The 15,554-nt window shown below is 42.4% G+C and carries 16 protein-coding genes; 4 read left to right on the top strand and 12 right to left on the bottom strand.

Features of this window, described 5'->3' with window-relative positions:
• Positions 1-411: 411 nt before the first annotated feature.
• The 5 genes from ACVC7S_RS01720 to ACVC7S_RS01700 all read right to left on the bottom strand — a co-directional run bounded on the left by ACVC7S_RS01720 (position 412) and on the right by ACVC7S_RS01700 (position 4,387).
• A complete protein-coding gene (locus ACVC7S_RS01720; protein WP_049537374.1) occupies positions 412-1,491 on the bottom strand; it encodes a carbamoyl phosphate synthase small subunit in 1,080 nt (359 codons plus the stop codon).
• Positions 1,492-1,539: 48 nt separating this feature from the next.
• Positions 1,540-2,463 carry an aspartate carbamoyltransferase catalytic subunit gene (locus ACVC7S_RS01715; protein WP_096407681.1) on the bottom strand — a complete coding sequence of 308 codons (924 nt, stop codon included), beginning with the start codon at positions 2,461-2,463 and terminating at the stop codon, positions 1,540-1,542.
• A 20-nt stretch (positions 2,464-2,483) separates the two neighbouring features.
• A complete protein-coding gene (pyrR, locus tag ACVC7S_RS01710) occupies positions 2,484-3,005 on the bottom strand; it encodes a bifunctional pyr operon transcriptional regulator/uracil phosphoribosyltransferase PyrR (protein WP_000644748.1) in 522 nt (173 codons plus the stop codon).
• A 209-nt stretch (positions 3,006-3,214) separates the two neighbouring features.
• Positions 3,215-3,844: an endonuclease III gene (gene nth / locus ACVC7S_RS01705; RefSeq protein ID WP_447265952.1), complete on the bottom strand. Its 630-nt coding sequence runs from the start codon at positions 3,842-3,844 to the stop codon at positions 3,215-3,217.
• A complete protein-coding gene (locus ACVC7S_RS01700; RefSeq protein ID WP_000773190.1) occupies positions 3,845-4,387 on the bottom strand; it encodes a YceD family protein in 543 nt (180 codons plus the stop codon).
• 168 nt (positions 4,388-4,555) lie between these two features.
• On the opposite strand from ACVC7S_RS01700, the gene ACVC7S_RS01695 reads away from it, so the two are divergent.
• The gene (locus ACVC7S_RS01695; protein ID WP_447265951.1) at positions 4,556-4,885 is read left to right on the top strand and encodes a helicase BlpT; all 330 of its coding nucleotides are present in this window, start codon (positions 4,556-4,558) and stop codon (positions 4,883-4,885) included.
• Between the two features lie 330 nt (positions 4,886-5,215).
• Positions 5,216-6,775 (top strand): ATP-binding cassette domain-containing protein, encoded by a 1,560-nt coding sequence (locus tag ACVC7S_RS01690; protein WP_447265950.1) that lies wholly within the window; start codon positions 5,216-5,218, stop codon positions 6,773-6,775.
• A 44-nt stretch (positions 6,776-6,819) separates the two neighbouring features.
• On the opposite strand, the gene htpX is transcribed toward ACVC7S_RS01690, so the two are convergent.
• Positions 6,820-7,719: a zinc metalloprotease HtpX gene (htpX, locus tag ACVC7S_RS01685; RefSeq protein WP_447265949.1), complete on the bottom strand. Its 900-nt coding sequence runs from the start codon at positions 7,717-7,719 to the stop codon at positions 6,820-6,822.
• A 1-nt stretch (position 7,720) separates the two neighbouring features.
• On the bottom strand, positions 7,721-8,281 hold the full coding sequence (locus ACVC7S_RS01680) for a LemA family protein (protein WP_000219838.1): 561 nt from the start codon (positions 8,279-8,281) through the stop codon (positions 7,721-7,723).
• A gap of 93 nt (positions 8,282-8,374) precedes the next feature.
• Between ACVC7S_RS01680 and rsmG the strand changes: the two genes are divergently transcribed.
• A complete protein-coding gene (gene rsmG, locus ACVC7S_RS01675) occupies positions 8,375-9,088 on the top strand; it encodes a 16S rRNA (guanine(527)-N(7))-methyltransferase RsmG (RefSeq protein ID WP_000801958.1) in 714 nt (237 codons plus the stop codon).
• A 259-nt stretch (positions 9,089-9,347) separates the two neighbouring features.
• A complete protein-coding gene (locus ACVC7S_RS01670) occupies positions 9,348-10,631 on the top strand; it encodes a uracil-xanthine permease family protein (RefSeq protein WP_447265948.1) in 1,284 nt (427 codons plus the stop codon).
• Between the two features lie 44 nt (positions 10,632-10,675).
• On the opposite strand, the gene ACVC7S_RS01665 is transcribed toward ACVC7S_RS01670, so the two are convergent.
• The 5 genes from ACVC7S_RS01665 to ACVC7S_RS01645 form a co-directional block, all read right to left on the bottom strand.
• A complete protein-coding gene (locus tag ACVC7S_RS01665; protein WP_447265947.1) occupies positions 10,676-11,581 on the bottom strand; it encodes a DMT family transporter in 906 nt (301 codons plus the stop codon).
• A gap of 8 nt (positions 11,582-11,589) precedes the next feature.
• A complete protein-coding gene (locus ACVC7S_RS01660) occupies positions 11,590-12,525 on the bottom strand; it encodes a serine hydrolase domain-containing protein (RefSeq protein WP_447265946.1) in 936 nt (311 codons plus the stop codon).
• A complete protein-coding gene (locus tag ACVC7S_RS01655; protein WP_447265945.1) occupies positions 12,522-13,247 on the bottom strand; it encodes a CppA N-terminal domain-containing protein in 726 nt (241 codons plus the stop codon). Before ACVC7S_RS01655 ends, ACVC7S_RS01660 begins: the two co-directional genes overlap by 4 nt.
• 109 nt (positions 13,248-13,356) lie before the next feature.
• Positions 13,357-14,226, bottom strand: a complete 870-nt coding sequence (gla, locus tag ACVC7S_RS01650) for an aquaglyceroporin Gla (RefSeq protein WP_447265944.1) — start codon at positions 14,224-14,226, stop codon at positions 13,357-13,359.
• Between the two features lie 157 nt (positions 14,227-14,383).
• Positions 14,384-15,550 (bottom strand): ATP-grasp domain-containing protein, encoded by a 1,167-nt coding sequence (locus ACVC7S_RS01645; protein ID WP_447265943.1) that lies wholly within the window; start codon positions 15,548-15,550, stop codon positions 14,384-14,386.
• Positions 15,551-15,554: the final 4 nt, after the last annotated feature.

Raw genomic sequence — 15,554 nt, 5'->3', positions numbered from 1 at the left:
CAGTGAAAATAGGAAACTTGGTGCAGACGCCTTTAGCGTCAAGACGATGTTTATCTTTTTCACACAGTTCTTAGGGCGTGTTCACTTCCGCGAACAATGTATCTTCTCCTTTCTATTCGGCAACTCTCAGGTTGCCATTAAATAAATTCTCCGACGATTTTTTAGAGAAACAATCATTTTCGATAAAAAATTTAGTGCAGGGAGTTTTTAGTTCGCCTGATAGCGACTAAAAGAAAAGACCTGCCTTTCTATTCGTCGCCTCACAGAGCGACATTAAATAAGATACAAAGGACGATAAGAAAGCGACTGAATTTTGGAAACCAAGGATAGCAATCCTTCCTTGGTTTCTCTAAATTCCGAGCTTTCCTCCGTGTTCAATTCCATAAATTCTCCGACGAGTCTTACTCGTTCTTAGTTGGCTTGTTTAAAAGCTTCCATCATCTCGATAAACTCGTCAAAGAGGTAGCTAGCGTCGTGTGGCCCAGGAGCTGCGTCTGGGTGGAATTGTACAGAGAAACCTGGTTGGTATCTGTGACGCACACCTTCAACTGACTTGTCATTGATTTCTTCGTGGGTAATGATCAAGTGCTCTGGCAAGTCCTCACGACTAACCGCATAACCATGGTTCTGGCTAGTAAAGTCTACTCGTCCTGTTGCGATTTCACGGACCGCGTGGTTAAATCCACGGTGACCAAATTTCATCTTATAGGTCTTGGCACCATTTGCCATGGCAAAAAGTTGGTGCCCCATACAGATACCAAAGATTGGAATCTTCCCTTGCACACCACGAATCATATCGAGGGCCTGGGGAACATCTTCTGGGTTTCCTGGACCGTTTGACAACATGACGCCGTCAGGGTTGAGATGGAGAATTTCTTCTGCTGTAGTTGTGTATGGAACCACAGTCACGTTACAGTTCCGTTTCGAAAGTTCTCGTAAAATGGAATGTTTGAGACCAAAGTCTACCAGAACGACACTCAATCCAACTCCAGGAGCAGGATAAGCTGTCTTAGTAGAGACTTGCTTGATATTATCTGTCGGCAAGACTGTTGCTTGGAGCTGATCTGCAATATGGTCCATGGTATCACCAACATGCGTAAGGGTTGCCCTCATAGTACCATGCTTACGGATAATCTTTGTAAGCGCGCGAGTATCAATTCCTGAGATACCAGGGATTTTCTTGGCTTTCAAGAATTCGTCCAAGGTCATTTGATTGCGCCAGTTGCTGGCTCTACGCGCTTCTTCAAAAACTACTACTCCCTTACAGGTAGGACTGATGGATTCGTAGTCATCACGGTTAATCCCATAGTTTCCCACCAACGGGTATGTGAAAGTCAAGATTTGTCCATTATAAGACTGGTCTGTAATGGATTCTTGATAGCCGGTCATCCCTGTATTAAAGACGATTTCACCTGTTACATCAATATCTGCTCCGAAGGCCTTGCCTTCAAAAACTGTGCCATCTTCTAATACTAGAAGTCGTTTTGTCATATAGTCACCTCTCGTGGACGCTCTCTGGCGTCTTTTAACGTCTTGTGTTTATTTTGCTTTTCTGTATGCCAGAACAGATTCTAAGATTGCCATTCTGACAAATACACCATTGGTCATTTGTTGGACAATGCGTGATTTTGGCGCTTCAACTAAATGGTCTGCGATTTCGACATCACGGTTGACTGGGGCAGGGTGCATGAGAATTGCTTTTTCTTTCAAGCGATCATAACGCTCTTGCGTCAAACCATGTTGCGCATGGTAGCCTTCTTTTGAAAAGACTACTCCACTTTCATGACGTTCATGCTGGACGCGAAGGAACATCATGACATCCACCTGATCGATGATCTCGTCAATACTTACAAACTGGCCATAGTCTGCGAATTCCTGACTTCTCCATTCCTCAGGACCTGCAAAGTAAAGCTCTGCGCCTAAACGTTTCAAAATTTGCATATTTGATTTGGCTACACGTGAGTGGTCCAGATCCCCAGCGATAGCGACCTTAAGCCCCTCAAAATGGCCAAATTCTTCATATATTGTCATCAAATCAAGCAAGCTCTGACTTGGATGTTGTCCTGAACCATCTCCACCATTGATAATGGAAGTCGTAATGGTTGGACTGGCAATCAACTCTCTGTAGTAGTCGACTTCTGGGTGACGGATAACACAGGCATCCACTCCAAGTGCAGACAGTGTCAAGATTGTGTCATAGAGTGTTTCACCCTTGTTAACTGAACTCGTCTTCACATCGAAATCGAGTAGATTCAGTCCCAGCTTAATCTCTGCCACTTCAAAGGACTTGTGCGTACGAGTCGAACTTTCAAAGAAAAGGTTGGAAACGATATGCTGGTCCTCATAGGAAGCCTGCGCTCCATTCTTAAATTCGATTCCTCGTTTGATCAATTTCATGACCTGATCTACAGTAAGGTCTTCCATAGAGACCACATGTTGCAAAGCTTGTTGATTTTCTGACATGGTTAACTCCTTTTTGCTATCTAGGCTTCTTCGGTAATAAGAACTCTATCTTGTCCATCTAGTTCTGCCATCTCTACGATGATCTCTTCAGAGCGACTAGTTGGAATATTTTTCCCAACATAGTCTGGACGGATTGGAAGTTCTCTATGTCCGCGATCCACTAGAACTGCTAAACTCACACGAGCAGGGCGACCATGGCTGACGACGTTGTCAATAGCTGCACGAATGGTACGACCTGTATAGAGCACATCGTCCACCAAGATGACTTCCCGGTCTGTCACATCAACAGAGATTAAAGAAGTATCTTCACCACTTTTAACATCGTCACGGAAAGGTTTGGTGTCCAGCTCTACTACTGGAACTGAAAGAGATTCTAACTGTTCCAAGCGTTCTTGGATACGGCGAGCAATAAAGACACCTCGCGTTTTAATACCAGCCAAAACGATTTTGTTCAAATCTTTGTTTCGCTCAATAATCTCGTAAGTGATTCGAGTAATCGCGCGTTTGACGGTCAATTCGTCTACAACTTCTTTTGCCTTCATGACAAACCTCCAAAAAGAAAAGTCTCCTTAACAAGGAGACTTCAGAATGTATAGCCAAGCGAGCCCTACCGCAAACAGTATAGACTTCACCCTTCTACTTAATCCAGCTCCTTGTCTGCCTCACGGGACAGGTTTAAAGGAATATTTTATTGTCATTACTATATCACAAAGACCCGTTCAAATCAAGTAAAAAAATTCATTATTTTCACTTATAACGAACTAAAATCATATAATTGAGGATAGTGATCGCATTCTGGATTTTTTGGATGACAGATAGCTCGTCCAAAGTAAATCATGGCCTGGTGAGCTGCTAACCACTCTTCTGGTGGCAAGACATCCATAACACGTTTTTCTACTTCAAGTGGCGTAGCTGATTTTTTAACGATATCGTGATGCTTACAGATACGCTCCACATGAGTGTCCACTGCAAAAGCAGGAATTCCAAACCCCACACTCATGACGACATTAGCTGTTTTACGACCAACACCCGCTAGACTTTCTAATTCCTCTCGAGTCTGAGGCACTTGACCGTCAAAATCGTCTAGTAACTGTTGGGCACATTTTTTAAGGAATTTGGCCTTATTTCGATACAGTCCCAGGCGAGAAATGTGTGAAGCAATTTCACTCTCTGTCGCTACAGACATGGCTTGTGGCGTTGGAAAAGCAGCAAAGAGACCTGGCGTGGCCTTATTTACCGCTGCATCTGTCGTCTGAGCTGACAACATCACTGCAACCAGTAGTTCAAAATGATTGCGAAAATCAAGACTAGGCTTAGCATCTGGAAAGAGGGCAATTATTTCCTCAATGACATGACGGGCACGTTTCTTGGATAAAACCATCTACTCGTCTCCATCAAACAGTCCTTGCAAGCCAGCAAATGGACTGTTTTCTTCTTTCTTGACTGCTTGTTGAGCTTGATATTCGTCTTCAGTCATGATTTGCCAGTCATTTCCTGACACAAAACCTTGGCCCGCCTCTTCTTCTGCCGTCAAGACCTTGATTGGGATATTGAGCAAGATATTATCTGCTACGCTCTCAGCAAGGTCGATTTCCCCATTTTCGATAGGCAAGACCAAGTCATCATCAAGAACCTCCTGGTCCAGTTGGTTGGTCGCTCCTTCCATGAAGACCTCTGTGACTGGATAAGACTCAGCCAGCTCAACTGGCTCCATACTGCGGCTGGAAGCAAGGACAATGGTATATGACAACTGATAGTCTAAGAAATACAGACGGTCTTCGTACTGTACCTTCCCCACTGCAAGGATATCTTTGACATCTAAAATCTCTTGGTTCCGTTTACGCAAGTCTGCTGCCAGGTCTAAAGCTTGTTCAAAATGCAGGCCTTCAGGTTGCTTACGAATTTCTTGAATGTTTAACTTCATATTTCCTCCATAAAGATGTACTCACTTGATTATACCATGAAAAGGCTATAAGTCAGCCTCCCAAACTTTGATATTAAAATCTCATTTTTTAACATATTTACTATGACAAACCTTCCTATTAGTGCTATACTATAGGCAAGAATAGATCAGAGCAAGGAGGATGCTCATATGGAAGACAAAGCACTCATCACTGAAGCTTACCAACTCCTTTCCGAGTTAAATAAAAGCTACCAAAGTTGCAAACAAGGTACAGCCGATGATCTTCGACTGCAAGAGCTACTGAACACCACTCTTAAAGAACTAAAAAAAGCAGAAAACCTAGACAACAGTATCTTAATCGACCTTGAGAAATTTTACCAATGTACTAGTCTGCTGATTGGACTAGGGAGCCTAAAACTAAACGATCAAGCTCGTACTGCTTGGCGCAACTATGACAAGTTCCACTACGAACATGTCAAACACGTGCTAACTCTCTATGGGCCTGTTTTCGGATTTTAGAGCTTGAAATTACTTGTTTTCTATTGACAAAATTTCCTGAAAGGTATAGGATAGAGGTATTAATACTCGGAGGTAAGGGAGACATGAACAACTAATCTATCAAATAAAGAACCTTTATTTAGTAGATCTTGTTTTTGTCTCTTTTTGCATGCTCTTTTTATACTAGATTTTCTAGTATATTGTCCCCATTGAAAATCAAAAAACTAGAAAGCTATGCTCCTCTTGGGTTGGGTTAGGCAGCTCCAAGCTAGTTTGACGAGCTTTTCAACGAGGATAATAGAGTTTTGACAGTGACTTTGGGCTCTACTAGATAAAGTAGAGCTTTTTATTATGCACTATCGACATTCTAGAAAGGGCAACAATATGATAAAAATCAATCATCTAACCATCACGCAAAACAAAGATCTACGAGATCTTGTATCTGACCTAAGCATGACCATCCAAGACGGGGAAAAGGTTGCTATTATTGGTGAAGAAGGAAATGGTAAATCGACTTTACTACGAGCTTTAACGGGGGAAGCATTATCTGATTTTACTATCAAGGGCGACATCCAGTCTGACCTTCAATCACTGGTCTACATTCCTCAAAAACTCCCCGAGTTCCTGAAAAATAGGACTCTACATGACTACTTCTTTTTGGATTCTGCTGATTTAGACTACAGCATTCTTTATCGTTTGGCGGAGGAGTTGCACTTTGATAGCGACCGTTTTGCTAGCGACCAAGAAATTGGCAGTCTATCAGGGGGCGAAGCTTTGAAAATTCAGCTCATACATGAGTTAGCAAAACCCTTTGAGATTCTATTTTTGGATGAACCTTCAAATGACCTAGACCTTGAAACGGTTGATTGGCTAAAAAGGCAGATTCGAAAAATTAGACAAACTGTTATTTTCATTTCCCATGATGAAGACTTTCTTTCTCAAACGGCAGATACTATTGTCCACTTGCGACTAGTCAAGCATCGGAAAGAAGCGGAAACGCTAGTCGAGCATTTAGACTATAATCGCTATAGTGAGCAGAGAAAGGCTAATTTTGCCAGACAAAGTCAGCAAGCTGCTAACGACCAGAGAGCCTATGACAAAACCATGGAAAAACATCGCCGCGTCAAGCAAAATGTAGAAACTGTACTTCGAGCTACCAAAGACAGTACTGCTGGTCGCCTATTGGCTAAAAAGATGAAAACTGTTCTCTCTCAAGAAAAACGCTACGAAAAAGCAGCTCAGTTAATGACACAAAAGCCACTTGAAGAGGAACAAATCCAACTTTTCTTTTCAGACATCCAACCATTACCGGCTTCTAAAGTCTTAATCCAACTGGAAAAAGAAAATTTATCCATTGGCAAGCGCATTTTAGCTCAGGAGTTACAACTAACTGTTCGTGGCCAAGATAAAATCGGTATCATCGGGCCAAATGGTGTTGGGAAATCAACTCTGTTAGCCAAGTTGCAACAACTGCTCAGCACCAAAAGAGAGATTTCGCTTGGTTTTATGCCACAAGATTACCATAAAAAACTGCAATTGGATTTATCTCCAGTAGCCTACCTCAGCCAAACTGGACAAAAAGAGGAACTACAGAAAATCCAATCTCACCTAGCCAGTCTCAATTTCAACTATCCAGAGATGCACCACCAAATCCACTCCCTATCTGGTGGTCAACAAGGCAAACTCCTACTTTTGGATTTAGTGTTGCGCAAACCAAACTTTCTCCTTCTGGATGAGCCTACACGAAACTTTTCTCCCACTTCTCAACCTGAAATCAGAAAACTCTTTACCTCCTATCCCGGCGGTCTGATCACTGTTTCGCATGACAGACGCTTCTTAAAAGAGGTCTGTACGAGTATCTATCGTTTAACAGAAAATGGTTTGGAAGTCGTCGATTTACAAGATTTATAAATGTTGAACATAGCAAAAATCCAGAGAGGTTTCTCTGGATTTTTTTACATGTGTTTCAAGCGTTCGATTCGTTCTGAGATAGGTGGGTGGGTGTAAAATAGTTTTTGTAGTCCGCCAGCTTTCTTGGGATCATTGATATAAAGAGCGCTGCTAGCATCGTCGACATGGTGATGCATTGGCTCGCTATTGTCCAACTTGCGCAAGGCATTGATCATCCCTTGAGGATTGCGGGTCAGCTCCACACTGGATGCATCCGCTAGAAATTCTCGCTGACGAGAGATAGCTAGTTGTACCAAGGTTGCTGCGAGGGGTGCTAGAACAATGGCTAAGAGAGAGATAACAAGCATGATAATCTCTAGACCATTTCCATCACGATCATTATCACTCCGTCTGCGGCCTGCGCCACCCCACCACATCATCCGACCAGCCATACTAGATAGCATGGTAATAGCACTAGCAAGGGCGACAGCAATGGTCGAAATGCGGATATCGTAGTTCCGAATGTGACTGACTTCATGCCCCATGACCGCTTCTAGCTCCTCACGATTCATGATGGCTAGGAGACCCGAAGTGGCCGCAACAGCCGCATTCTGCGGGTTGGAACCTGTTGCAAAGGCATTTAAAGAAGAATCCTCAATGATGAAAACACGTGGCATGGGAATCTGAGCAACCATGGCCATATCTTCCACTACATGGTAGAGGTCTGGTGCTGTTTGCTCATCAACCTCACGCGCCCCATTCATAGACATGACAATCTCTGTTGATTGAAAGATCATGGTCAAGGCATAGACAAAACCGATGATTAGGGCTATGATCATACCCCCAAGACCTGAGCGCATGAAGAGATAACCAACCGCATAACCAACCAAGGTCAAGAGTAGGAAGAAAACCAGCAATAAAATCCAAGTTTTTCGTTTATTACTCGAAATTTGATCAAACAACATCTTAGTCACCTAAACCGCTAAAGTCAACTTTAGGAACTGCCTTTTCCTCTTCAGGTGTTTGAAGGAAGTCTGCAGCTTTAAATCCAAATAGTCCTGCGATGATGTTACTTGGGAAGCTTTCAAGTTTTACATTGTAGTTGCTGACAACACTGTTGTAGAGTTGGCGTGAGTAAGAAATTTTATTTTCTGTATTGGTCAACTCTTCTTGCAATTTGATAAAGTTAGCACTAGCTTTCAAGTCTGGGTAATTCTCTGCTACTGCAAAGATACCAGAAATCTGGCGGGTAAGGGCATCACTGGCCTTCATCGCTTCAGCTGGTGAAGTTGCTGCGGCTACTTGTCTACGAAGTTCTGTCACCTTTTCCAAGGTAGAACCTTCATATTTGGCATAGCCTTTGACTGTTTCAATCAAGTTTGGGAGGAGATCATTACGACGCTTCAACTGAACATCTATCTGGCTCCAAGCCTCCTTGGTCTGCATACGATTTTTCACCAAACCGTTATAGCTAACAATCACAAAAATAACAATCAGAGCCAAAACTCCAAGAATAATCCAAGTCATAATCTTATTCCTTTCTGCTTTTAGATTACTACCAGTATATCAAAATTTTAATGAATATGGTAAAATAAGATGATACTAGAGAAGGAAACGACTATGAAACCAGAAACATTTTACAGCTTGCTCGTCGAGCAAAATCTTCCACTTTCTGACCAGCAAAAGAACCAATTTGAACGCTATTTTGAACTCTTGGTCGAGTGGAATGAAAAGATTAACCTGACCGCTATTACAGACAAAGAAGAAGTCTACCTCAAACACTTTTATGATTCTATTGCACCCATCCTACAAGGCTTGATTTCAAATGAAACTATCAAACTTCTTGATATCGGGGCTGGGGCAGGATTTCCTAGTCTTCCTATGAAAATCCTCTATCCTCAGTTAGATGTAACCATCATTGATTCGCTAAATAAACGCATCAACTTCCTCCAACTATTGGCCCAAGAGCTGAATTTGGACGGAGTTCACTTCTATCATGGACGTGCAGAAGACTTTGCTCAAGACAAGAACTTTCGTGCTCAGTTTGATATGGTGACGGCTCGTGCTGTTGCCCGTATGCAAGTCTTATCTGAATTGACCATTCCCTACCTTAAAGTTGGTGGAAAACTACTGGCTCTCAAGGCCAGCAATGCCCCCGAAGAATTACTAGAAGCCAAGAATGCCCTCAATCTCCTCTTTAGCAAGGTTGAGGATAATCTCAGCTACGCCCTACCAAATGGAGATCCACGATACATCACTGTGGTAGAAAAGAAAAAAGAAACCCCAAACAAATATCCACGTAAGGCTGGCATGCCCAATAAACGCCCGCTTTAATTTTTTTAGTAAAAAAATGTTTACAAAGTTCGCCTCGCTTTTTTATTTCTTGGCTCGGGAAAAAATGATTTACAAAATCATTTTTTTCTGCTATACTATCACAAGCAAAGGTTTTTAATGTCATCCCGTGAGGTGACGAAGACGCAGAAATATATGAAATTCTTTAATGAGATACCCCTCTTTTTAAAGAAGTCTTACTCTGAGAGCCTGTTGCTGTAAAATAATGGGCTCTTTTTTGATGCCCAAAAGTGAGGTTTATATGAAACAAGAATCAACTGTTGATTTGTTACTAGACGTTGATCAACGTCCTTCAGCTGGGAAAGGTATCCTCCTCAGCTTCCAGCACGTTTTTGCTATGTTTGGAGCGACCATCCTAGTTCCTTTGATTTTGGGAATGCCTGTATCCGTTGCCCTCTTTGCATCTGGTGTCGGAACCCTGATTTATATGGTTTCAACTGGCTTTAAAGTTCCAGTCTATCTTGGATCATCCTTCGCCTTTATCACAGCCATGTCCCTTGCTATGAAAGAAATGGGTGGCGACGTCTCTGCTGCTCAAACAGGGGTTATTCTAACTGGTTTGATTTATGTCATTGTCGCAACAAGTGTTCGCTTTGCTGGTACGAAATGGATTGACAAACTCTTGCCTCCTATCGTTATCGGACCTATGATTATCGTTATCGGTCTTGGTCTTGCAGGCTCAGCCGTTACCAATGCTGGTCTTGTAGCTGATGGAAACTGGAAAAATGCCCTTGTAGCTGTCGTAACCTTCCTCATTGCTGCCTTCATCAATACAAAAGGAAAAGGGTTCCTTCGTATCATTCCTTTCCTCTTTGCCATTATCGGTGGATACATCTTCGCAGTTCTTCTTGGTCTTGTGGACTTCACCCCAGTCCTTCAAGCCAACTGGTTTGAAATCCCTAGTTTCTACTTGCCATTTAGCACTGGTGGAGCCTTTAAAGAGTACAACTTATACTTCGGTCCTGAAACAATCGCTATCTTGCCTATCGCTATCGTAACCATCTCTGAACACATTGGAGACCACACAGTTTTGAGCCAAATCTGTGGCCGTCAGTTCTTGAAAGAACCAGGACTTCACCGTACGCTTCTTGGTGACGGTATCGCGACATCTGTATCTGCCTTCCTCGGTGGACCAGCCAATACTACCTACGGTGAGAACACTGGAGTTATCGGTATGACCCGTATCGCTTCTGTTTCCGTTATCCGAAACGCTGCATTTATCGCCATTGCTCTTAGCTTCCTAGGTAAATTCACTGCCTTGATTTCAACCATTCCAAATGCTGTGCTTGGTGGTATGTCCATCCTTCTCTACGGAGTTATCGCCAGCAACGGTCTGAAAGTTTTGATTAAAGAGCGCGTTGACTTCAGTCAAATGCGTAATCTCATCATTGCTAGTGCCATGTTGGTACTTGGACTTGGTGGAGCCATCCTCAAACTTGGCCCAGTTACACTTTCAGGTACTGCTCTATCAGCCATGACAGGAATCATCTTAAACTTGATTTTGCCACACGAAAATAAAGACTAATCATCTATACACACAAAATCCACTCGATTGAGTGGATTTTTTTATTACTTACTCTTTATTTCCAACAGTAAATCTTTCAATGAAATAATGGTCACGGCTAGTAAAATCATGGCCATACCGACAAAATCAATCGCATAAAACTGTTCCTTCATAATCAGAAAGGCAAAGAAAACGGCAGAAATTGGCTCTATGGAAGCCAATAAACTAGACTTAACAGGGCCTATCAGACTAGCTCCTTTTAGGAAAGCTGTATAGGCAAAGACCGTTCCGATGATGATAATGCCAGCAAATGCAAAGAGAAAATCTAGACTAGTCGGTATGCTGGCCTGTAAGACTCCTGTGAAGGGAATAGCCACTACACCAGAAATAACCATCCCGACACCAATCACCAAAATACTGCCCCACTTCTTAATCAAAGCAATGGGAAGGATAATATAGAGGGCATAGGTCAAGGCTGAAAAGAGGCCCCAGAACAGACCTAGGGGTGTGACAGACAACTGGTCGACTTTCCCATGCGTCGCGATAAGAAACGTTCCTCCAATTGCTAAACCAATCGAAATAATCTCAGCCAGAGTAGGCGCCACCTTGTCCTTGATACAGGTATAAACCAAGATCCCAACGGGGCATACATACTGGAGAACTGTCGCCGTTCCAGCATTGGTTTCCTGAATGGCAGAAAGATAGGCAAACTGGTTTAAGAAAAGCCCGAACACTGCAAATAGCAACAGAGATAGCAGACTTTTTCTGTCTTTTAAAAAAGCATAGAGTTTATCCTTTGCAGTCACGTAGGATAAGAACACCAGTGCCAAGCCTGCAATAATGAGCCGCAGATTGGTCAAGACTAGAGCGGAAATCACGTGTGCCATCAGGTATTGGCCACTGGTTCCAGACAAGCCCCAAGCAATCCCTGCAACTACTGTAAATAGAGTTCCTTTTACGGTCTTTGACATTCTTCCCCCTACTCTTCTTGGCGAATCATTTCCATGACTTGGTTTCGATCGACTATCCACTGAGCACGTTCATCCTTCTCATACGTTCGATTGGATAAAAAGATGGCTGCTTCCTGTTTCTTTCGATTCCACATGATGAAGGTACCTGTATAGCCCGTATGGTCCAGCCAGGCTCCTTCCAGATTCCAAGATAGGGAACGCTCCTTATCCTCTAAGGGAGAAAAATTTTGGCTCAATTCTGCTGCAAAATCATCTTTCAAGTAATGTTCCAGAAAGATCTGCAAATCCTTAACAGTCGAAAACAAACCAGCACTTCCAGCGTGCTTCCCTAATAGACGGGCTTTGGGATCGTGAATGATTCCGGCCTCCGCTCCTCTCACTGTTGGTACAGCAACCTCAACGGGACCAAACATCGTTTCCTTCATCCCCCATGGGGTCCAAACTTGTTCTTCTATAATCTGATCCAAATCTTGATCAAAGATTTTTTCCAAAAGAAAACCCAAGAGTAAAAAGTGAACGTCCGAGTATAGGAAGGCTGGCTGATTTCGTCTGTTGAGGTGAAACATGGCTTCTCTTAATTCCTCTGCACTTAACTTGTCTCGATTGGGAATAAAGGGGTCCAAGTCTGTGGCATGGGTCAGAAGCTGCCGTATAGTAATATCTGGATAATCACACTTCGGTAAAAAATCCGTCACCAGTCGCTCAATATCTAATTTGCCCTGCTGCCACAAGAAGATAAGAACCGTCCCCACTCCCACGACTTTACTCACACTTGCCAAATCATAAACCAAACCGGTTTCTGTCTTCAAGTCTCGTTCTGGATCACTCAATCCTAGATAAGACTCTTTCCATTCACCATCCTTATAATACGCAAAAGAGGCCCCGGGATAAATCCCTGCCTCGATTTGATTTTCTATTTTTCTTAGAATTTTTTCCCACTTCATGCTTCTTCAAACCACAATTCAATGTTATTGGTATCTTTACCAAGGAAGAATTTTTCAGACTTAGGGACAAAGTAGTCTGTATTTTCAAATTTCTGACGAAGACTGGTTAGATCAAAATTCTTGACTAAAAATTTTAACATCGTCAAATCCCATGTGACATTGTTTTCAACAGCCAAATCTGGTCCTTGCCCTTTCGTAAAGGTGATTGCTGGTGCTACTCCTTCAGGATCAAGTAAACTCTCTGTACCTTTAGGTAAACGCAACTCCATAGAAACCTCAAATTGGCTCACGTATTTTATACTTGTATTTGAATAAAATTCAGGAATAGTTTCCAGTGGAACCAGATCTCTTACGTCATTTTCCGCATGAACAAGGATCACATCCTGTTCAGGTGAAACAATCTCAAAAGCATAACCACAGCTTCCTTTAAATAGGCGAGGAAGAGAATTCATTTGAGAAAGAATGCCCTCGATTTCAGAAGGATTCTCAACCTTTATCAAGAGTCTAGCTAGCTTCTTAAGCCCTTCAACTCTGCGTGTTCGCATGCTCGGAGCTTCTTCTAAAATCAATCTTTCAGTACCTGTCTGATCTCCCAAGGAGAGAAAGGCAGACTCTTCTAACAAGGGTTTCATCCCTAGAGTTCCAATGTAAAATTTTTCATTTAATTTTCGGTTATTAACTTTCACAGTCGGAATGATCCGAACTATCTCATTCACATTCATATATTCCTCCAACTCTTTTATTTTAAAGGATTTTCGAATATTTTACAAGCCATATCTATTTTATTTAAAAATTTTATAACAAAAAACTGGGTTCCCCCAGTTTCTTTTATTATAGATAAAGTAGTTTGAATACTGCTACTGCTGCAATAGCCGCTGCGATTGGAGCTACAACTGGTACCCATGCATACCACCATTTTGAATCACCCTTGTGTTGACCAAGAACTGATTTTGGAAGGAGTTCGTGAAGAAGACGTGGTCCAAAGTCACGAGCTGGGTTCAAACCAGGCCCAGAAGGTCCACCGAGTGAAGTTACCAAAGCCATAACTAGGAAACCTAGGGCCAAGTGCGCAACTGAAAGTCCAGCAGCTGTGTGTGGAGCTACTTGAGCTTTTACTGCCATTTCAGTTAAATCAACAGTTTGTCCAGCTTGAGTAGCCATTTGTTTCATGTATTGAAGAACCTCAGCACCAAAGAAGTTTTTAGTCAAACCAAGTGCTGCAAAGAAAAGAACAAATGAACCTACAAACTCATTTAGGAAACCATTAACAGTAGCTGCAAAACGTGATTCTTTTGTTCCATGGTCCAAACTTGAGATAGTTGAGAAAGTTCCCAAGATGTTGTTTGGATTTTCTGTTTTCAAATAGTAAGGACGGTGAGTCGCTACAACCATAGCTTGACCAAAGATTGCTCCCAAAACTTGTGCTAGGATGTAAAATGGAACTTGATCCCAAGAGAAAAGACCACTAACTGCAAGTCCAAGAGTGAAAGCTGGGTTGATGTGGTTTCCTGATACATTACCAAACATCAAGGCTGGGATCATAACCCCCATACCGTAACCAACCGCGATAACGAGCCAGCCACTTTGGTGACCTTTCGTACCTTTAAGTTCAACGTTAGCAACTGCACCATTACCAAGAATGATCAAAATAGCAGTTCCCAAGAATTCTGTGGCATATTTAATAGCCCATGTAAAATCCATTTGATAGATTCTCCTTAAATTTTTTTAGACAATCCTTATTCTATCAATTTTTAGGCCTTTTAGCAATATCTTTTCTAAAAGAATCTATGGAAAACGCTTTATTTAACTTATCTTTAGGAAAAGGACAAAAGAAGTCAAACTCCTTTTGTCCTAATCGTTATTCGTGACGTTGACCAAAATCTGCAATCATCTGCTCCATCTCTTGGCGACTCGGAGTGGTCAGCATATAAAGGAAGTCCCCTTGTAGCTCTGCAAAGGCTGCTGGCATGATTTTTTTGACCTTGAATTGTTGGCTATACTTGGCAAGCAAGTCTTCTTCTGAATAGACATAGTTTGCATTGGCACGACGTGATGTAGCTAGACAGTATTGAGGTTCAAACTCTGATGCTGGGAACTCTTCTCCTGCGACAATCGCCGCATAGCCACGATAGAGGTCCAAAGAGTGAGCAAAGTTATAAACATCAATGGTAAAGCCACCTGCAGGACGGTTATTGTACTCAATGGCAATGTAGTCATCCCCGTCACGGAAAAACTCGATATGGAAAAAGCGTTCTCTCATTCCAAATTCTTTGACAATGGCCTCACCATACTTGCGCAGTTTGGGATCCATATCCTTAAGCACATAGTAGGAATTGTCCATCTTATAAATCATGAGATCAAGTGGTGTATGGGCATAATCGAAAGTCGTTGAAAAGACGATGTTGCCATCCTTGTCCACAAGCCCGTCAAAGGTACAGATTTCGCTAGAAGTGACAAATTTTTCAAAGAAATAAACGGTTGAATGGTCCCATTCTTGCTTGAAGTGGTGGATATCGTCTTCTGTCTCAAGCTTAAAGGTTGCTGCTGCTCCCACTCCGTTATCAGGTTTGGCAATCATTGGTAGACCGATTTCTTTCACTGCTTTATCCACATCTGCTTCCGTCTGGATAACAGTACCAGGTACCACAGGAACGCCTGCTTTTTTGAAAAGTTTCTTCATCTCAGACTTAAACTTGGTCTTTTTGAGATCCTCTGGTTTGGCACCAAAGACATTGAATTGCTCTCTGAGTGTTGCGTCTAGCTCAAGCCAGTATTCATTGTGGGACTCGATGCGGTCGATTGGGCCATGCTTGTAGAAAAGAAAAGCTACTGCACGTTTGACTTCGTCTATGTTCTCAAGATTGTCCACACGGAAATACTCGGTCAGGCTATTGCGCAAAGGTTCATCAAGTTGTTCGTAGGGCTCCTGACCAATTCCCAAAACGGTGATGCCTTTATTGGCTAGCTCGATGGTAAACTGTTGGAAGTTTTGCGGATAGTAGGGAGAAATAACAAGGTAATTCATAGGC

Source organism: Streptococcus sp. Z556 (assembly GCF_053010225.1).
Note: the sequence above shows the minus strand (reverse complement) of the source record. Positions and strands in the feature narration are given on the sequence as shown.